This window comes from Azospirillum sp. FG154 (assembly GCF_057809575.1).
Genome location: NZ_JBMDKF010000005.1, coordinates 69,443 through 88,036, shown reverse-complemented (window position 1 = coordinate 88,036; position 18,594 = coordinate 69,443). Strand labels below are relative to the sequence as shown.

Genomic DNA, 18,594 nt, shown 5'->3' with positions numbered 1-18,594 from the left:
CACGCGGCAAGGCGGCGGCGGTCTGTTGACGCATCGTTGGGCGCTGGGCCAAGATCTCGTGAGTCCTCGTATGAATTGGCCGAAGTCCCGGCGGCGCGGCGTGGGCGGAAGAGCCTGAAAAGCGGCCGCCGGATCTTGGCGGAAGGATGGAAACTCATCCAAAGCCGGGCGTTGACAGGTGGGGGACGCCGCACTATGGTGCGCGCCTTCGATCGAGCCGCCAGAGCGTCCAGGAACATCATCATGAAAATCGTCAATTCTCTGAAGTCGATGAAGACGCGTCACAAGGCCTGCCGGGTCATCCGTCGCAAGGGCCGTGTCTACGTCATCAACAAGCAGAACCCGCGTTTCAAGGCCCGTCAGGGCTGATCCGGCTGGGCGGCCTGGGACCACTCCCCGGCCTCTTCGCCAACGGGTTTCTCGCAAGAGCCGCGCCTTCGGGCGCGGCTCTTGCGTTTTGGGCGGCTTTTCAGCGTCTTGCGTCCCGGCGTCTTGTGTCCCGGCGCGCGCGGATGATACGTCTTACGGACGGATCAGCCGTTTCGGACAGAAGGACGCCCGCCGATGAAGATGCCGGTCCCGGACAGCGGCGTGATCGCCCGCCGCCGCGCCATCGTCGAGGCGCTGCGCGCCATCGTCCCCGGCGAGGGGGTGATCGTCGACGAGGCGGAACTCCGCGCCTATGAATGCGACGGGTTGACCGCCTACCGCCAGCTTCCGCTGGTCGCCGTGCTGCCCAGCACGGTCGATCAAGTCTCGCGCATCCTCAAGACCTGCCAGGAGATGGGGGTGAAGGTCGTGCCGCGCGGGGCGGGAACCTCGCTGTCGGGCGGGGCCTTGCCGCTGGCCGACGGGGTGCTGTTGGGGATGGGCAAGTTCAAGCGCATCCTGGACATCGACTACGCCAACCGCTGCGCCGTGGTTCAGCCGGGCGTGACCAATCTGGGGATTTCCAACGCGGTGGCGGGGGAGGGCTTTTACTACGCCCCCGACCCCAGCAGTCAGATCGCCTGCACCATCGGCGGCAACGTCGCCGAAAATTCCGGCGGGGTGCATTGCCTGAAATACGGGCTGACCACCAACAATGTGCTGGGGGTGGAGCTGGTGTTGATGGACGGAACCATCGTCCGGCTCGGCGGCAAGCATTTGGAGGCGGGCGGCTATGACCTGATGGGAATCGTCACCGGGTCGGAAGGGTTGTTGGGAGTCGTCACCGAAGTGACCGTGCGCATCCTGCGCAAACCGGCGACGGCGCGGGCGGTGTTGATCGGTTTTCCGTCCAGCGAGCAGGGCGGCGATTGCGTCGCGGCGATCATCGCGGCGGGAATCATCCCCGGCGGCATGGAGATGATGGATCGCCCGGCCATCCACGCGGCGGAGGCCTTCGTCCACGCCGGATACCCGTTGGACGTCGAGGCGTTGCTGATCGTCGAGTTGGACGGCCCGGCGGCGGAGGTCGATCACCTGATCGGGCGGGTCGCCGCCATCGCCGCCGACAAGGGCGCGGTCTGCACCCGCGTCTCGAACTCCGAAGAGGAACGCTTGGCCTTCTGGGCCGGGCGCAAGGCGGCCTTCCCGGCGGTTGGGCGAATCAGCCCCGATTATTATTGCATGGACGGCACGATCCCGCGCAAGGCGCTGCCCCAGGTTCTGATGCGGATGACGGAGCTGTCGGCGCGCTATGGCCTGCGCGTCGCCAACGTCTTCCACGCCGGGGACGGCAATCTGCACCCGCTGATTCTCTACGACGCCAACCAGCCGGGCGAGTTGGAGCGCGCCGAGTCCTTCGGCAACGACATTCTGCGCCTGTGCGTCGAGGTCGGCGGCGTGCTGACCGGCGAGCATGGCGTCGGCGTGGAAAAGCGCGACCTGATGACCGACCAGTTCGACGCGGCGGATCTGGAGCAGCAGCAGCGGCTGAAATGCGCCTTCGATCCCGACGGGCTGCTCAACCCCGGCAAGGTCTTTCCCACCCTGCACCGCTGCGCCGAGCTTGGGCGCCTGCACGTTCACCAGGGGGAACTGCGCTTCCCCGACATCCCGCGCTTTTGAAGGGGCGACCCGGCATGACCATCACCATTCTGAAGCCGGACACCGACGCGCAGGTCGTCGACGCCGTGCGCTGGGCGTTGTCGGCGGGCGAATCGCTGGAGGTTTTGGGCAGCGGTTCCCGGCGCGGGTTGGGCCGTCCGCTGCGGACGACCCACGCGCTCGACCTGTCCGGCCTGTCGGGAATCGTCGCCTATGAGCCGGAGGAATTGGTGTTGACGGCGCGGGCGGGAACGCCGATGGCGCTGATTCTGCCGCTGCTGGCCGAACGGGCGCAGCATTTGGCCTTTGAACCGCCGGACGGCGGCACGCTGGGCGGGGTGATCGCCTGCGGGCTGGCCGGTCCCCGGCGGATTTCGGCGGGATCGGCGCGCGACCACGCGCTGGGCGTGGCCGGAGTCAGCGGGCGCGGCGAGGCCTACAAGGGCGGCGGCAAGGTGGTGAAGAACGTCACCGGCTATGATTTGCCCAAGCTGATGGCGGGATCCTTCGGCACGCTGACCGCCTTCACCGAACTGACGGTGAAGGTGCTGCCCGCGCCGGAGGACACGGCGACCCTGTTGTTGTTCGGGCTGGGCGATTCGGCGGCGGTCGACGTCCTGGACCGCGCGCTGCGCAGCCCCTACGACGTGTCGGGCGCGGCGCATCTGCCTGACGGCTTGGCGGCGCGCTCGGCCGTGTCGGCGCTGGCGCGGGCGGGCGGGGCGGTGACGTTGGTGCGGCTGGAAGGCTTCGGCCCGTCCGTCGCCGCGCGGGTCGCCGCGCTGCGCGCGGAGTTGCGCGCCGACGCCGTGCTGGACGCGCCCGAGTCGCGGGCGGCGTGGCGCGAGATTCGCGACGTGGGGTGCTTGGGGGGCGTGGGGGATGGGGGCGGTTTTGGCGCTGGTCGCCCTGGCCCCCTCCCCAACCCTCCCCCGCCTTCGGCGGGAGAGGGGGCCGATCTGGACACGCGCCTGACTCCCTCTCCCGCGCCAGCGGGGGAGGGTTGGGGAGGGGGCATAGGAGGCAATGGGGGCGACACCCCCCATTTGTGGAAACTCTCCGTCCCCCCCGCCTCCGGCCCCTCGGTGGTCGCGGCGATTCGGCGAACGCTGGCGGTGGAGGCCTTTTATGATTGGGGCGGTGGGCTGGTCTGGCTGACCGCGCCGCCCGATTCGGTCGCCGCCATCCGCCGCGCGGTCGGCGCGCAGGGGCACGCCACCCTGGTCCGCGCGCCGGACGACGTCCGCGCCGCGACGGACGTGTTTCAACCGCTGCCCGATCCGTTGATGGCGCTGACCCGCCGGGTCAAGGACAGCTTCGATCCCAAGGGGGTGTTGAACCCCGGTCGCCTCTACGCGGGCGTGTGAGGAGACGGCGGCGATGCAAACCAACTTCACGCTGGCCCAACTGGCCGACCCGGCGATCCGCGAGTCCGAAGCGATTCTGCGGGCCTGCGTCCATTGCGGCTTCTGCACCGCGACCTGCCCGACCTACACCATCCTGGGCGACGAGTTGGACAGCCCGCGTGGGCGCATCTATCAGATCAAGGACATGCTGGAAAAGGGCGGACCGCCGCCCGATTCGACGGTCAAGCATCTCGACCGCTGCCTGTCCTGCCTGTCCTGCATGACCACCTGCCCGTCGGGCGTCCATTACATGCATCTGGTCGATCACGCCCGCGCCCACATCGAACACACCCACCGCCGCCCGCTGGCCGACCGGGCGACTCGGGCGTTGCTGGCCCGGCTGCTGACCAACCCCGGCGCGCTGCGGGTGGCGATGCTGGGCGCTTCCGCAGCGCGGCCCTTCCGCGCCCTGCTGCCCAAGCGGCTGCGCGCCATGCTGGCGCTGACCCCGGCCACCGTCCCCAACCCCAGCGCCAGCGACCGGCCCGGCGTCCATCCGGCGCAGGGAACCCGGCGCAAGCGGGTGGCGTTGCTGCTGGGCTGCGCGCAACGGGCGCTGGCCCCGTCGATCAACGAGGCGACCATCCGTCTGCTGACCCGCCATGGGGTCGAGGTGGTGGTGGCGCGCGGGGCTGACTGCTGCGGGGCGCTGACCCATCACATGGGCAAGGAGGCGATGGCGCGCGAACAGGCCAAGGCGACCATCGACGCCTGGATCGCCGAGGTCGCGGGGGAGGGGCTGGACGCCGTCATCGTCAACGCCTCGGGCTGCGGCACCAGCGTGAAGGATTACGGCCATCTGTTCCGCGACGATCCGGCCTACGCCGCCAAGGCCGCGCACATTGCCGGGCTGGCGCGCGACGTCACCGAACTGTTGGCGGACGTGGGGTTGATCGCGCCGGTGATCGCCACCGGGCAGGCGGTGGCCTACCACTCCGCCTGTTCGATGCAGCATGGGCAAAAGCTGAAGGAGCCGCCGCGCGCCCTGCTGCGCGCCGCCGGATTCGCGGTGAAGGAGATCCCCGACGGGCATCTCTGCTGCGGGTCGGCGGGCACCTACAACCTGCTGCAACCCGATCTGGCCGACGAGTTGCGCGCCCGCAAAATCGCCGCCATCGCCAGCACGGGCGCGGCGATCGTGGCGGCGGGCAATCTGGGCTGCATCGCCCAAATCGCGGCGGGGGCCGCGCCGTCGGCCACGCTGCGGGTGGTCCACACGGTGGAACTGCTCGATTGGGCGACCGGCGGGCCGACGCCCGAGGCGCTGGCCGGAACGGCCTGACCGGCGCGCTGCCCTGCTGGCGCACGCATTTGGCGATCATCGCCCTCTCCCGTTCCGGGAGAGGGAGGGGACCCACGAAGTGGGGAGGGTGAGGGGTTGCCCAAAAGGCCAAAACCGCATGGTTCCTTGGATCACCCCTCACCCTTCCCACCGCTTCGCGGCAGGCCCCTTCCCTCTCCCAGAGGGAGAGGGAAATTCGACGCCAAAGGCGATAACCCTGGGGTCTGCGGCGTGGGGGATTCCGCAGCGCCATAAATCTGTGTTTTACTGGGCGCGTCTGTGTCAAAAAACCGCCTTGCTCCCGATCTTGACCGCCCGCCGAAACGGAATCCCCGCATGAGTGCCTACGGAATCACCCACCGCCTGTCGGCCTGGGGCGTCCATGTCTTCACCGCCAGCGGGGCGGTGTTGGGCCTGTTGGGGCTGTTGGCGACGGCGGCGGGCGACGCCAAGCTGTGTTTGGCGTGGCTGGGCGTGGCGCTGGTGGTCGATGGCGTGGACGGCACGCTGGCCCGCCGCGCCTCGGTCAAGCAGGTGCTGCCGGGAATCGACGGGTCGGTTCTGGATCTGGTGATCGACTATCTCACCTACGTCGTCGTCCCGGCGGTGTTCATGCACCGCTTCGGGCTGCTGCCGGAGGGGCTTGTCAGCATCGCGCTGGCCGCCTGGGTGCTGCTGACCTCGCTCTATTGCTTCGCCAACGTGCAAATGAAGAGCGGCGACAATTATTTCGTCGGCTTTCCGGCGATCTGGAACGTGGTGGCGCTGTATCTCTGGCTGCTGAACCTCGATCCCTGGATCAACGCGGCGGTGGTGCTGGCGCTGGGGCTGCTGACCTTCACGACGATGAAGTTCCTGCACCCGTTCCGCGTCAAAGCCCTGATGCCGCTGAACATCGGCGTCACCACGGTGTGGCTGCTGTGCTGCGGCGCGCTGGTGGTGCTGTCGCCCGACCGGCCCGGCTGGCTGTTCGGCCTGTGGCTGGCCTCGTCCGGCTATTACGGCGCGGTCTGCCTGTGGCGGACGCTGCGCGGTCCTTGATCGCGGCCTCAGACCCAAGACAAGCGCGCGGCGTGAGGCTATCCTGATCGGCGGTTGAACCGGCGATGGGGCGGCGTCACGATGGAATTGTTTGCGCTGCTTCTGGTGATCGGCTTCGTCGTTCTCCGCATGGACCGTCGGCTGCGGGATCAGGACAAGGCCATCGACGACTTGCGGCAGACCGTGGCCCGCCTGTCGGCGCAAGCCGGAGCGACGCCCGTCGTCGCCAACCTTGCCCCCGACCTTGCCCCGGAACCCGCCGCCGCCCTGCCGCCTGTCGCCGAAGACGTCGCGACCGCCGCCCCACTGGCCGACGAGGCCCCGCCAGAACCGCCGCCGCCGCCGGAAACTCCGGCGCCGCCCGCCCGTCCGCTGTGGCGCGACCTGGAGGAATCGCTGGCCTCGCGCTGGTTGATCTGGCTGGGCGGGGCGACGATGGCCTTGGCCGCCGCCTTTTTCATCAAGCTGTCGGTCGAGCATGGTTGGCTGGGGCCGGGCGTCCGCGTGGCGCTGGGGCTGCTGAGCGGGGCCGGCTTGATCGTCGGCGGCGAGTGGTTGCGCCGCCAGCCGACGCAGCGCGCCTTCGCCGCGCTTCGCCCCGATTATGTGCCGATGGCCTTGACCGGCGCCGGTCTGTTCGCCGCCTTCGCCAGCGTGTACGGCGGTTACGCCCTGTTCGGCCTGTTCGATCCGCTGGTCGCCTTCGCCCTGCTGGCGGCGCTGTCCTTGAGCGGCGTGGCGCTGTCGCTGCTGCAAGGGCCGTTCATCGCCGCGCTGGGGCTGCTGGCTGGATTCGCCACGCCGATTCTGGTGTCGTCGGGCGACCCGATGGCCTGGGGGCTGTTCCCCTATCTGCTGGCGCTGAACGCGGCGGGCGTGGCGCTGGTGCTGTGGCGCGAATGGCGCTGGCTGGGCTGGGGGACGCTGATCGGCGCGGCGGGCTGGCCCGCCCTGTGGCTGTTTCAGACATGGGTTGATGACCGGGGGCGCTACGACGATCCATTGGTGGTCGGGCTGTATGTGACGCTGTCCGCCGCGCTGTTCCTGACGCCCGCTTTGCTCAGCCGTTGGATCGACGCGGAGCCGGTGGAGCCGCCGCCGCCCGCCGTCGGCTGGCGCGCCGCCTTGCCCGCGTGGCTGGGGCGTCGCCGCCGTCACCCGCTGGACCGGCTGGCGATGACGGCGGCGCGGGTGTTCGCCGTTCTGATGGTGGATTTGGTGTGGACGGACGGCCATGGCGACGCGGCGCTCGCCACGCTGGCCCTGTTCGCGCTGGGCGGGCTGGTCGCCGGGCGGCGGGTGGAGCGGTTGGCCGGGTTGGGCTGGATCGCCGGGTTGGCCGTCGGCGTGGCGCTGCTGCCGTGGGAACTGCCGCCCCTGCCGCCGCCGACGCTTCCCCTCGGCCCCGATGGCCGTCCGTTGGTCGCGGGGGTTCCGGCGGCTTTGGCGGATTCGGTGCGCCGCGCCTTGTGGATCACGGCGGGCTTCGCCGGTCTGTTCGGCGTCGGCGGCTTCCTCGCCATGCTGGGCGGGCGACGGGTCGCGTTGTGGGCGTCGCTGTCGGCCTTGTTGCCGCTGGCCTTGCTGGCGCTTCTCTACGAGCTGCTTTGGCCCGACCGTTCGGCGGTGGAATGGCCCGCCGCCGCCGTCGCCTTGGCGGCGCTGCTGGTCGCCGCCGTCACGCCCCTGGCCCGCCAGCGCGGCGCGCGGGCGGACGTCGATCTGGCGCTGGCGGCGCTGGCGGCGGGGGCCGTCGGGGCGATGACGCTGGGCGCGACGATGATCCTGCGCGACGCCTGGCTGACGGTGGCGTTGGCCGCGCAAGTGCCGGTCCTGGCGTGGCTGGAGCGTCATTTCACCCTGCGCGAGCTGCGCCGCGTCGCCTTTCTGGTCGCTTTGGTCGTGCTGGTCCGGCTGGCGTTCAACCCGCTGGTGCTGGAGTACAAGGGCGTCGCCTGGATCGTCTACGGCTATGGTCTGCCCGCCTTGGGCTTTCTGGCGGCGGCGCGCTGGATGCGGCAGGCCCCGGACGACAAGGCCGACGATCTGACGGTGATGGTGCTGGAGGCCGGGGCGCTGGTCTTCACCACCCTGCTGGCGTCGCTGGCGGTCCATCGTTGGATGGTCGCCGACCTGACCGACCGGCCGTCAACTTTGGTCGAGGCGTCGCTGCACACCCTGTCCTGGCTGGGCTTGGCGCTGCTGCTGACGGTGGATCGGCGCTGGAGCCTGCGCCCGGTGGCGCGTTGGGGGCGGCGTCTGCTGCTGGCGCTGGCGGCGGGGATGGCGCTGGTCGTCCATCTGGGCGGTTTCAACCCGTTGTGGAGCGGCGAATCGGTGGGCGATTGGCTGCTGGTCAACCGCCTGCTGCTGGCCTATGGCGCGCCCGCCGCGCTGATGACGCTGATTCTCTGGGTCGATCCGCTGACCTCGGCGGAGCTGCGCCGGGCGGCGTCGGCGCTGGTCGGCGCGCTGCTGGCGGCCAATCTGGCCCTTGAGATCCGCCGCGTCTTCCAGGGGCCGGTGCTGTCGGGCGGTGGCCTGTCGGACGCCGAATGGTACAGCTATTCCGCCGCCTTCCTGATTGTGGCGGTGCTGCTGCTGGTCGCGGCGCTGCGCTTTGGTTGGGGCGGCATGCGCCATGTCGGCCTCGCCCTGCTGCTGGCCGTGGTCGCCAAGGTGTTCGTCAGCGACATGGAGGGGCTGACCGGCCTGTACCGCGTCGCCTCCTTCCTTGGCTTGGGGGTTTGTCTGGTCGGCGTCGGTTTCCTCTACCAGCGCCTGCGCGGGCCGTCGGTGGCGGCGCCAGTCGCGGCGGAGGCTGACAATCCGGTGGACGAACAGACGCATTGACAGCGGCGCGGCGGCGCGCTCCCCTTTGGCCGGGCGGCAAGACCCGCTTGGCGCAAGACAGGAGCATCCGCGATGGCCCCGGCACCCGACGCTTACCCCATCGACCCGAACGGCGAGGTCGGCTTCACCGTCGAGGCCGCGCGCATGAAGTTCGGCCCCGGCATGCTGGCCGAATTGGGCGGCGACGCCCAGGCGTTGGGCATGCGGCGGGTGGCGCTGTTCACCGATCCGCGCGTGGCGGCGACCGCCCCCTTCGCGGCGGGTCTGGCCTCCTTGAAGGCCGCCGGGCTGGACGTGGCGGTGTTCGACGCCTGCCGGGTGGAGCCGACCAGCGCGTCCTTTCTGGAGGCCGCCGCCTTCGCCGCCGACGGCGCTTTCGACGGCTACGTCTCCATCGGCGGCGGGTCGGTGATCGACACCGCCAAGGCGGCCAACCTCTACGCCACCCACCCGGCGGAGTTTCTGGCCTACGTCAACAAGCCGTTGGGGGAGGGCCGCCCGGTCCCCGGCCCGGTCAAACCGCACATCGCCTGCCCGACCACCTGCGGCACCGGCAGCGAAACCACCGGCGTGGCGATCTTCGACCATGTGGAAAAACAGGTGAAGACCGGCATTTCCTCCCGCCATTTGCGCCCGACGCTGGCGGTGGTCGATCCGCGCACCATTGACAGCCTGCCCCCCGGCGCCATCGCCGCGACGGGATTCGACGTGCTGACCCACGCGATTGAAAGCCACACGGCGCGGCCCTACCGCTCCCGCCCCCGGCCGGAGAACGCCTCCCTGCGCCCGCCCTATCAGGGGGCGAATCCCTGGTCGGACATTGGCAGCCTTCAGGCGATCCGGCTGGGCGGCCTCTGGCTGGAGCGCGCCGTCAACGACCCCACCGACGCCGAGGCGCGCGACGCCCTGATGTTCGCGGCGACGCTGGCCGGTCTGGCCTTCGGCAACGCGGGCGTTCACATCCCGCACGCCATGTCCTATTCGGTGGCCGGGATGAATCACAGCTTCACCGCCACGGGTTACGAGGCGGTGGACCCGATGGTGCCGCACGGTGTTTCGGTGGTGCTGAACGCCCCCGCCGCCTTCCGCTTCACCGGCCCCGCCGCCCCCGCCGCCCATCTCCGCGCCGCCGAAGCGCTGGGGGCCGACACGCGCGGGGCCAGCCCGGAGGATGGCGGCGACCTGCTCGCCACCCGCCTGATCGCCATGATGCGCGCCACCGGCCTGCCGAACGGCCTGTCGGCGCTGGGCTATGGCGAGGCCGACATTCCCGGTCTGGTGACGGGCGCGTCCGCCCAACAACGCCTGCTGACCATCGCCCCCCGCCCGGTGTCCGACGAGGATCTGCGCGGGCTGTACGCGGCGGCGATGCGTTACTGGTGAGGGGGCGAGTCCGCGCCGCCTTCGAGCTTGGCGAGGGTGGCGCGGGCGCGGGCGAGGTTGTTGGACGTGAGGGTGATGTAATAGGGGGTGTTCAGGCGGGTGAACATCTCCAGGGCCGCCTCGTGGGCGGTGACGGCTTGCTTGGCGGTGTCTATGTTACGGGTCAATTCGGCCAAGGCTTGCAAGGCGATGCCTATGTTGGTTTGCGTTCCGGCCCAGTTGAAAGGAACACGGTCGCGTGTTCGTTCAAGCAGGGCATTTTGGAAGGCGTCCACAGCTTGTTGCAGCCGTGTGCTGTCATCCTCGCGTTTCCCGAGGATTGAGAGAACGCCTCCGAGATTGTTCTGGGTCATGGCCCAATTGAGGGGAACGCGGTCACGTGTTCGTTCGAGCAAGGCATCTGAGTAGGCGTCCACGGCTTGTTGCAGCCGTTCGCTACCATTTTCGCGTTGTCCGAGAGTTTGGAGAACGTTTCCGAGGTTGTTCTGCGTTGTGGCCCATTCAAGGGGAGCACGGGCGCGTGTTCGTTCGAGCAAGGCGTTCCTGTAGGCGTCCACAGCCTGCTGTAACCGCGTACTGTCGTTCTCGCGCGTTCCAAGGATTGAGTGGGCGTTTCCAAGATTGTTCTGAGTTGCGGCCCATTCGAGGGGAGCACGGTCGCGTGTTCGTTCGAGCAAGGCATTTGTGTAAGCGTCTATAGCCTGTCGCAACTGTGTGCAGTCGTCCTCACGTTGCCCGAGGATCTGCAAGGCATTTCCCATATTGTTCTTCGTCAGAGCCCAATCAAGGGGAGCGCGATCACGAGTCCATTCGAGCAAAGCTTTTGTGTAGGCGTCTACGGCCTGCCGCAGGTGAGCGTTGTTGCCCTCGCGCTCTCCGATGATTGATAGAGCGTTTCCGAGATTGTTCTGAACGCGCGCCCACAGGATAGGGTAACGGTCGCGCGGTGGTAAAGCCTCACGGAAGCGGGTGATGGCAGCGTGCAGAGCGTTGTTGTCGCCGCGCTCATCGCCATGCTGCCGAAGGGCATCGGCGGAGGAGGTGAGGTAATCACTGCGCGCCTCCGTGTCGCCAACTGGCAGCAAATTGGCGGCGGCGAGGAAATGGTCGGCGGCGGCGCGGTGGTCGAAACGCAGGGCGCTCAACCGCGCGCGTTCGGCGCGGGTGGCGGCTTGGCGGCGGGCGAGGGCGTCGGCGTTGGCTTGCGCCTTGGCGTGGGCGGCGGCTTGCTCCTCTTCGATGGCGGCGAGGAGTTGGTCGGCGCGGTCGTATTCGCCCTGTTCGATGGCGGCGCGGGCGTCGGACAGGCGTTGCGGGTCGTCCGGCGAATCGAGTCGCAGGGCGTCCAGACGCTCCAGCGCCTCGCGGTGGCGCAGGGCGATTTCGGCCAGCTTGGCCGGGAGCTGTTCGGGGGGAACCTCCTGTTCGCGCAGAATGGCGAAGAAGGACGACAGCGCCGCCCGGCTCAGCGTGCCGTACAGCGCGGCGGCGGCTTGCGCCTCCGAGGCTGGGGACAGGTCGCGGATCCCGGCGAAAATGGCGGCGATCTGTTCGGGGGTCGGGCCGTGGTTGTGGATGGTGGTGGTGAGCGTGCTGTGGTTCGCGTCGCCGCCCACCGCAAGGCTGGCCGGGCCGCTGCCCGTGACGTTTCCCACCGCCAGCAGCGCGGCGGCGACCTCCGGCCCAGCGTTCAGCGCCGACCAAAGCGATTGAGCGAAGGTGAGAAGAGACTCCGGCATGGTGACGCGCGTTTTCGGCTGTGGCTGCGCGCATCGTGCCATGTGGATGGATGGAACAACAAGCGCCGCGTGTTTCGCGCCCTTGCGCCCAATCCCCCCAGAAAACCCCTCTCCCCCCGGGGAGAGGATGGGTGAGGGGGATGCGGGGCAGAATGTTGCGGGATGCGCGAACCCCTCACCCGGCACCGCGCGCCACCCTCTCCCGAAGCGGGAGAGGAGAAGCCAGGGTTCTCCCGCTTGCGGGCGTGGAACATCAAGGTTTGTCCCGCGAGTGGACGCGGGGGTTCCCCCTCACCCTGACCCTCTCCCCGGGGGGAGAGGGGAAACGGCGTGTGGGACTGGGTGGCGGACGCCTGGATTTTTGGCGGATCGTTGCTCGGGACGCGCGGGCGATATAGGAATTATACCCTATATCCGCCCGGAGTTCCCCATGCTCGCCGACGACCGCTTTTCCGTCCTGTTCACCGCGTCCGTCCGCCGCAACACTTTAGCAGAATCTCAAAATTGGGGGGCGGTCCACCAGCGGTCCACCAGCTCCGAAAACTGTTTCACAGCGTTTCAAACGTTCCATTCGCCCCAGGTCCGGCCCCTCTTCCCGCTGGACAGAATCAGCGGCCCAGGGCGCGGTTGATCGCGGTCAACACGGCGTCGCCGTAGCGGTCCTTCATTTTGTCGTGGACCGGCAGAAAGGCGGCGCGCAGGGCGGCCATTTCTTCGGTGGTGGGGGTGTGGATGGCGGTTTTGCCGGATTGGCGGATGGCCTCCAGCGCCTCAAGGTCGTCCTTGGCCGCCAGATCGGTGAAGTAAGCGGAGGATTCGGCCATGGCGTTGTTCAAGACGCCCTGAATGTCAGCGGGCAACTCGCTCCAGAACTTCTTGTTGGCGATGACCACATAGGCGTGATAGCCGTGGTTGGTCAGCGTCATGTGCTTTTGCACCTCGTGGAATTTCTGGGTGTAGATGTTGGTGATCGGGTTTTCCTGCCCATCGACCACGCCGGTTTGCAGGGCCTGATAGACTTCGGAAAAGGCCATGACCTGCGGCAACGCGCCGATCTGGCGCATTTGCGCGTCCAGGACTTTGGACGACTGGATGCGCAGCTTCAACCCTTTGAAATCGGCGGGCGTCCTCATCGGCGTGTTCGCCGTCATCTGCTTGAACGAGTTGTCCCAAAAGGCCAGCCCGACGATGCCCTTCGGCTCCAGCTTGGCCAGCAGGTCGCGCCCGACCGGCCCCTGGGTGATCTTTTTGGCTTCGGCCATGTCCTTGAACAGATAGGGCAGGTCGAGCACCTCGAACTCCTTCACGCCCAGCGGGCCGAATTTGCTGATGGTCGGGGCCAGCATCTGCACCGCGCCCAGTTGCAGGGCCTCCAACTCCTCCTTGTCCTTGTAGAGCTGGCTGTTGGGGTAGACCTCCACCTTCACCCGCCCGTTGGATCGCTCCTCCACCAGTTTTTTGAACTGAAGGGCGGCCTTGCCCTTGGGCGCGTCCGCCGCCACCACATGGCTGAACTTGATGATGATCGGCGTCGTCTGCGCCCACGCTGCGACGCTCCCGCCCAGCAGCAGCGCCCCGGTCAGGAGCGCGGCGAAAAAGCGGTTCTTGGTCATGGCCTTGCTGGTCATGGCGTTGTCCTCCCTGTTTGTTGTGGTGTGGCGTCAGGCGATCCGCGCGGCGATGGCGGCCCCGACCTCGGTGGTGGTGGCGGTTCCGGTCAGGTCGCGGGTGCGCGGGCCGTCGCGCAGGGTGGTTTCGATGGCGCGCAGGATGTCGTCGTGCGCGGCGCGGTGCGCCCCGGTCCCGTCGCCCAGGAAATCCAGCATCATCGCCGCCGACCAGATCATGCCGATCGGGTTGGCGATGTTCTTCCCCGCAATGTCGGGGGCGGAGCCGTGCACCGGCTCGAACAGCGACGGGAAGGCCCGTTCGGGGTTCAGATTGGCCGACGGCGCGATGCCGATGGTCCCGGCGCAGGCCGGGCCAAGGTCCGACAGGATGTCGCCGAACAGATTGGAGGCGACGACCACGTCGAAGCGGTCGGCGTGCAGGACGAAGCGCGCGGCCAGAATGTCGATGTGCTGCTTGTCCCACGTCACATCGGGATAGGCCGCCGCCACCGCTTCCGTCCGCTCGTCCCAATAGGGCATGCTGACGGCGATGCCGTTGGATTTGGTGGCGGAGGTGACGTGCTTGCGCGCCCGCGTCCGGGCCAGATCAAAGGCGTAGGTCAAAATCCGATCCACCCCCTTGCGGGTGAAGATCGACTGCTGCATCACGCATTCGCGGTCGGTCCCCTCGAACATCCGCCCGCCGACCGAGGAATATTCGCCCTCGGTGTTTTCCCGGACGATCATCATGTCGATGTCGCCCGGCTTGCGGTTGGCCAGCGGCGACGGAACCCCCTCCATCAACCGCACCGGGCGCAGGTTGACGTACTGGTCAAAACCCCGGCGGAACTGGAGCAGCGACCCCCACAGCGAAATATGGTCCGGCACCACCTCCGGCCAGCCGACCGCGCCGAACAGGATGGCGTCGAACGGCTTCAGCCGCTCGAACCAATCGTCGGGCAGCATCTTGCCGTGGCGCTGGTAATAGGCGGCGCACGACCAGTCAAACTCTTCAAAAACCAGCTCGATCCCGTGTTTGGCGGCGGCGGCCTTGGCCACGCGGACGCCCTCGATCATCACCTCGACGCCGATGCCGTCGCCGGGGATGACCGCGATTGTGTGTTGCGGCACTCCATGCCTCCCTTGGTGGATGGATTGATGGTATCCGCAACGGTTTTTGGTTCACAATTGGCTGATTTCTGAAGAAGGAGTTCACGTATCGTGAACAATCGGCTGACGTTGCAGGACATGGATCTGTTCTGCCAAATCATCCGCGCGGGCAGTTTCGCGGCGGCGGCGCGCGCGCTGGGGGTGTCGCCCGCGCTGGTCAGCAAACGGGTGGCGATTCTGGAGGCGGCGATGGAAACCCGGCTGTTCCACCGCACCACCCGCGCCGTCAGCCTGACCGACGACGGCGAAACCCTGCATCAATGGTCGGTGAAGATCCTGGACGATGTCGGCCAGATGCAGGACGTCATCATGAAGGCGCACGACCAGCCGCGCGGCGTCCTGCGCATCGCCAGCAGCACCGGCTTTGGCCGCAACCGGCTGGCCCCGGCCTTGTCGGAGCTGATGCGCGTCCATCCCGAATTGGGCGTCCAACTGGAGTTGCTGGATCGCCCGGTGGACATTGTGGGGGAGGGTTTCGACGTCGACATCCGCGTCGGCGGCGTCCACGAACCGAACCTGCTGTCAAAGCCGCTGGCGCGCAATTGGCGGGTGCTGTGCGCCGCTCCGTCCTATCTGGCGGCGGCGGGCGCGCCGGACACGCTGGCGGATTTGACGCGCCACCGCTGCATCGTGATCCGCGAGCGCGACCAGTCCGGCGTTTGGCGCTTGAGCGGGCCGAACGGGGTGGAGAGCGTCAGGCCGCCGCCCGGCCTGTCGTCCAACAACGGCGAGGTCGTCCATCAGTGGGGCGTGGACGGGCATGGGGTGTTTTTGCGCTCGATTTGGGACGTGGCGGCGGATTTGCGCGCCGGGCGGCTGACGCATGTGCTGCCCGCCTATCGGCAGGACGCCGACGTGACGGCGCTCTACGCCCAACGGCTCGACCAGTCCGGGCGGCTGCGCGCTTGCATCCGCTTTCTCAGCGTCTGGTTCGCGCGCGCGCCGTTGGGGTGAGGAATCAAAAGGCGGCGACGCGGTTGAACCAGCGGCCAATCGGGCCGGTCAGCCGCAGCGCGTTGATGGCGGCGCTCTGAAATCGCCGTTGGAGGTGATGCCGGCGGGTTCTATAATCCGACCGGATGGGGTTCGTTCGCGACGCCGGTGTTCGGTTGTGGAACAACGCATCCGTCAAACAGGACCGAGAGTGCAGCCTTCATGACCGCGTCGCTTTCCTTCACCATCGTCGTGCCCGCCTACAACGCCGCCGACACCATCGGCGACACCCTGGCCAGCATCCGCGCGGCGGTGCGCTTCGCCCGTGACAGAGGGGCTGTCGGCGCCTGCGACGTGATCGTCGTCGATGATCGCTCCACCGACGACAGCGTGGCCATCGCGGTGGCCCACGACGCGCCCGACCTGCCGATTCGAGTCCTGCATCACACGGAAAACCAGGGGGCTGGCTGCGCCCGCAACACCGGGGCGGCTCAGGCGACGGGAGACATCCTGTGCTTTCTGGACGCCGACGATCAATATCTGCCGTCTCATCTGGCGGTGTGCGCCGGAGCCTTCGGCCAGCGGCCGAACATTGATTTTGTCTGCACCCGCTTCACCACAAGCCGCCCCATCGACCCAAGTTGGATCCCGGCGATCTCCGCCGCCGCCATCGGCCCCTTCGCGATCCGCCGCGCCGCCCACGCGCGCATCGGCGGCTTTCCCCCGCTGCGCAATTTCGAGGACACTTTTTACCGTCGTTTGGCCGACAAGATTCTGGTCGGTTGGTATGTGGGCAACGAGACGGCGGTCTATGTCTGGCGTCCGGGAAATTCGTTTGATCGGCAATGGGCAAAGTTCCAAGCGCCCTGTTCGGAGGCCGCTCTGACGGCAGGGGATATGCCGCCCGACGCTGTGACCGCCGCGTTCAACCAACGGCTGGCTTCCCTTTCGCGGCCAGCGCCCTGACGCGATCCCTCTCCCCCCCGAGGGGAGGAGAGGGATTTGCGGTGGTCAGAACTGGTCTTCGCTCAGCGCCATCACGGTGTTGCGGGCGCTGCGGATGGTCGGCAGCAGGGCGGGGGACGGGGCCAGGATCTGTTCGGCGTAGAAACGCGCGACGATCAGCTTGGTTTCCAGGAAGGGGGCGTTGGCGCCGGGGGCGCGCAGGCCGTCCAGCGCGGCGACCGCCGAACGGGCCAGCATCCAGCCGCCCGCCACGTTGCCCCACAGCTTCAGATAGGCCACCGCCCCGGCGGCGGCCCCGCGCAGGTCGCCTTCGGCCTGGGTGGCGACGATCCAATCGACCGCTGTATCCAGCGCGTCCAGACCCGCCGACAGCTCCGCCCGGATCACCGCGACGTCGTCGCCGGGGACGGAGGCCAGGGAGTCCGCCGTCGCCCGCATCTCGGCGATGAAGGCCTTGGCCGAGGCGCCCTTGTCGCGCCCGGTCTTGCGGAAAGCCAGATCGTTGGCGTGGATGCCGTTGGTGCCCTCGTAAATCGGGGTGATGCGGGCGTCGCGGTAATGCTGGGCGGCGCCGGTTTCCTCGATGAAGCCCATGCCGCCATGGATCTGCACGCCGGTGGACGCCACGTCGCAACCGATGTCGGTGGACCACGCCTTGACGATGGGGGTCAGCACGTCCACCCGCGCGGTGGCCGCCGCGCGCGCGGCCTCGTCCGGGTGGTGGCGGGCGGCGTCAAGCTGGGTTCCGGCGTAAAGCGCCAGGGCGCGCGCGGCCTCCGTCTTGGCGCGCATGTCCAGCAGCATGCGGCGGACGTCGGGGTGCTTGATGATCGACACCGCCGAACCCTTGGCGTCGGCCAGATCCTTGCTTTGCACCCGCGCCTTGGCGTAATCGCGGGCCTGCTGGTAGGCGCGTTCGGCCACCGCCACGCCCTGGATGCCGACGCCCAGGCGGGCGTTGTTCATCATGGTGAACATGTATTCGATGCCGCGATTTTCCTGGCCGACCAGGAAGCCGACGGCCCCGTCCTCGTCGCCATAGGCCATGACGGCGGTCGGGCTGGCCATGATGCCCAGCTTGTGCTCCAGGCTGGCGCAGCGCAGATCGTTGCGGCGGCCCGGCGTTCCATCGGCGTTGGGCAGGAATTTCGGCACGATGAACAGGCTGATGCCCTTGATCCCGGCGGGGGCGTCGGGCAGGCGGGCCAGCACCAGATGGATGATGTTGTCCGTCAGGTCATGCTCGCCATAGGTGATGAAGATCTTCTGGCCGGTGATGCGGTAGGTCCCATTTTCGGCCCGCACCGCGCGGGTTCGGACGGCGGCGAGGTCGGATCCGGCCTGCGGCTCCGTCAAATTCATCGTGCCGGTCCACTCGCCCGAAATCATCTTGGGCAAATAGAGCGCCTTTTGCTCGGCGCTGGCGTGTTCGGTCAGCAGATCGACGGCGCCCTGATTCAGCAGCGGGCACAGGCCAAAGGAGAGGTTGGACGACTGCCACATCTCGTTCACCGCGAAGGCGACGGTCCAGGGCAGGCCCTGGCCGCCATGCTCCGGCTCGAACGGCAGGCTGTTCCACCCGGCCTCGGCGAACTGGCTGTAAGCCTCCTTCCAGCCGGCGGGGGTGCGGACGACGCCGTTTTCCAGACGCGAGCCTTCCTTGTCGCCCACCCGGTTCAGCGGGGCCAGCACGCCGGAGGAGAATTTCCCGGCCTCTTCCAAAATCGCGTCCACCAGATCGGGGGCCGCCGATTCGCAATGCGGCAGAGCGGCGATGGCGTCCAGCCCGACCACATGATTCAGGACAAAGCGCAGATCATCGACCGGAGCGGTGTAGGAACTCATGGCGGCGCGGCCTCCCAGGGTGTTGATTTGGTGGCGTTGATTAATTGACGTATACGTCAACATACAGCATCGCATGGCGTTTGGCGAGGGGCGCTGTTGACGCGGCGTCTGGTCACGATTGACGCGAAGGCTATGCCGGGGATCGTCCGGCGGCAAGCCGCGCGGCGCGGCAAACCCGCCCCTTGGTGGAACGCCTGCGTATGTATAACTATAATTGACTAAAACAATCATTTGACGAACTGAAATTGCAAAAGCGACGCTTGTTTCTACCGAGACCGCCACGGGATTTTCCCGCAAAAGGCGTAGCCGGAAACGCGCATCCCACAGTTTCGTCA

Annotated in this window: 13 protein-coding genes; 9 read left to right on the top strand and 4 right to left on the bottom strand. The window is 67.9% G+C overall.

Features of this window, described 5'->3' with window-relative positions; all coding sequences use genetic code 11:
* Positions 1 to 243: 243 nt before the first annotated feature.
* The 7 genes from ykgO to ACODS4_RS07610 all read left to right on the top strand — a co-directional run bounded on the left by ykgO (position 244) and on the right by ACODS4_RS07610 (position 9,996).
* Positions 244 to 369, top strand: coding sequence for a type B 50S ribosomal protein L36 (gene ykgO, locus ACODS4_RS07640; RefSeq protein ID WP_012973122.1), 126 nt, complete (start codon positions 244 to 246; stop codon positions 367 to 369).
* 195 nt (positions 370 to 564) lie between these two features.
* Positions 565 to 2,052 (top strand): FAD-linked oxidase C-terminal domain-containing protein, encoded by a 1,488-nt coding sequence (locus ACODS4_RS07635; RefSeq protein WP_488862305.1) that lies wholly within the window; start codon positions 565 to 567, stop codon positions 2,050 to 2,052.
* A 14-nt stretch (positions 2,053 to 2,066) separates the two neighbouring features.
* Positions 2,067 to 3,398: an FAD-binding protein gene (locus ACODS4_RS07630; RefSeq protein WP_488862303.1), complete on the top strand. Its 1,332-nt coding sequence runs from the start codon at positions 2,067 to 2,069 to the stop codon at positions 3,396 to 3,398.
* Positions 3,399 to 3,411: 13 nt separating this feature from the next.
* Positions 3,412 to 4,719 carry a glycolate oxidase subunit GlcF gene (gene glcF / locus ACODS4_RS07625; protein WP_488862301.1) on the top strand — a complete coding sequence of 436 codons (1,308 nt, stop codon included), beginning with the start codon at positions 3,412 to 3,414 and terminating at the stop codon, positions 4,717 to 4,719.
* A 336-nt stretch (positions 4,720 to 5,055) separates the two neighbouring features.
* On the top strand, positions 5,056 to 5,760 hold the full coding sequence (pcsA, locus tag ACODS4_RS07620; RefSeq protein WP_488862299.1) for a phosphatidylcholine synthase: 705 nt from the start codon (positions 5,056 to 5,058) through the stop codon (positions 5,758 to 5,760).
* An 81-nt stretch (positions 5,761 to 5,841) separates the two neighbouring features.
* Positions 5,842 to 8,613 carry a DUF2339 domain-containing protein gene (locus ACODS4_RS07615; RefSeq protein WP_488862297.1) on the top strand — a complete coding sequence of 924 codons (2,772 nt, stop codon included), beginning with the start codon at positions 5,842 to 5,844 and terminating at the stop codon, positions 8,611 to 8,613.
* A 72-nt stretch (positions 8,614 to 8,685) separates the two neighbouring features.
* Positions 8,686 to 9,996 (top strand): hydroxyacid-oxoacid transhydrogenase, encoded by a 1,311-nt coding sequence (locus tag ACODS4_RS07610; protein WP_488862295.1) that lies wholly within the window; start codon positions 8,686 to 8,688, stop codon positions 9,994 to 9,996.
* Here the strand turns inward: ACODS4_RS07610 and ACODS4_RS07605 are convergent.
* The 3 genes from ACODS4_RS07605 to ACODS4_RS07595 all read right to left on the bottom strand — a co-directional run bounded on the left by ACODS4_RS07605 (position 9,987) and on the right by ACODS4_RS07595 (position 14,476).
* On the bottom strand, positions 9,987 to 11,921 hold the full coding sequence (locus ACODS4_RS07605; protein WP_488862293.1) for a hypothetical protein: 1,935 nt from the start codon (positions 11,919 to 11,921) through the stop codon (positions 9,987 to 9,989). The two genes, ACODS4_RS07610 and ACODS4_RS07605, sit on opposite strands and share 10 nt — an antisense overlap.
* Before the next feature lie 422 nt (positions 11,922 to 12,343).
* Complete coding sequence (locus ACODS4_RS07600) at positions 12,344 to 13,363, bottom strand: TRAP transporter substrate-binding protein (protein ID WP_488862291.1); 1,020 nt, start codon at positions 13,361 to 13,363, stop codon at positions 12,344 to 12,346.
* Positions 13,364 to 13,396: 33 nt separating this feature from the next.
* Positions 13,397 to 14,476 (bottom strand): tartrate dehydrogenase, encoded by a 1,080-nt coding sequence (locus ACODS4_RS07595; RefSeq protein ID WP_488862289.1) that lies wholly within the window; start codon positions 14,474 to 14,476, stop codon positions 13,397 to 13,399.
* A 90-nt stretch (positions 14,477 to 14,566) separates the two neighbouring features.
* On the opposite strand from ACODS4_RS07595, the gene ACODS4_RS07590 reads away from it, so the two are divergent.
* Both ACODS4_RS07590 and ACODS4_RS07585 read left to right on the top strand, forming a co-directional pair.
* Positions 14,567 to 15,469, top strand: coding sequence for a LysR substrate-binding domain-containing protein (locus tag ACODS4_RS07590; RefSeq protein ID WP_488862287.1), 903 nt, complete (start codon positions 14,567 to 14,569; stop codon positions 15,467 to 15,469).
* Between the two features lie 201 nt (positions 15,470 to 15,670).
* Complete coding sequence (locus ACODS4_RS07585) at positions 15,671 to 16,414, top strand: glycosyltransferase family 2 protein (protein WP_488862285.1); 744 nt, start codon at positions 15,671 to 15,673, stop codon at positions 16,412 to 16,414.
* A 45-nt stretch (positions 16,415 to 16,459) separates the two neighbouring features.
* Here the strand turns inward: ACODS4_RS07585 and ACODS4_RS07580 are convergent, their stop codons facing one another.
* Positions 16,460 to 18,259 (bottom strand): acyl-CoA dehydrogenase, encoded by a 1,800-nt coding sequence (locus ACODS4_RS07580; RefSeq protein WP_488862283.1) that lies wholly within the window; start codon positions 18,257 to 18,259, stop codon positions 16,460 to 16,462.
* Positions 18,260 to 18,594: the final 335 nt, after the last annotated feature.

What these genes read in the sequence shown, in the direction of transcription:
- ACODS4_RS07585 (WP_488862285.1), top strand. Translation starts at nt 15,671, where the DNA reads ATGACCGCGTCGCTTTCCTTCACCATCGTCGTGCCCGCCTACAACGCC.
- ykgO (WP_012973122.1), top strand. Translation starts at nt 244, where the DNA reads ATGAAAATCGTCAATTCTCTGAAGTCGATGAAGACGCGTCACAAGGCC.
- ACODS4_RS07630 (WP_488862303.1), top strand. Translation starts at nt 2,067, where the DNA reads ATGACCATCACCATTCTGAAGCCGGACACCGACGCGCAGGTCGTCGAC.
- ACODS4_RS07600 (WP_488862291.1), bottom strand. Translation starts at nt 13,363, where the DNA reads ATGACCAGCAAGGCCATGACCAAGAACCGCTTTTTCGCCGCGCTCCTG.
- ACODS4_RS07615 (WP_488862297.1), top strand. Translation starts at nt 5,842, where the DNA reads ATGGAATTGTTTGCGCTGCTTCTGGTGATCGGCTTCGTCGTTCTCCGC.
- ACODS4_RS07580 (WP_488862283.1), bottom strand. Translation starts at nt 18,259, where the DNA reads ATGAGTTCCTACACCGCTCCGGTCGATGATCTGCGCTTTGTCCTGAAT.
- pcsA (WP_488862299.1), top strand. Translation starts at nt 5,056, where the DNA reads ATGAGTGCCTACGGAATCACCCACCGCCTGTCGGCCTGGGGCGTCCAT.
- glcF (WP_488862301.1), top strand. Translation starts at nt 3,412, where the DNA reads ATGCAAACCAACTTCACGCTGGCCCAACTGGCCGACCCGGCGATCCGC.
- ACODS4_RS07610 (WP_488862295.1), top strand. Translation starts at nt 8,686, where the DNA reads ATGGCCCCGGCACCCGACGCTTACCCCATCGACCCGAACGGCGAGGTC.
- ACODS4_RS07635 (WP_488862305.1), top strand. Translation starts at nt 565, where the DNA reads ATGAAGATGCCGGTCCCGGACAGCGGCGTGATCGCCCGCCGCCGCGCC.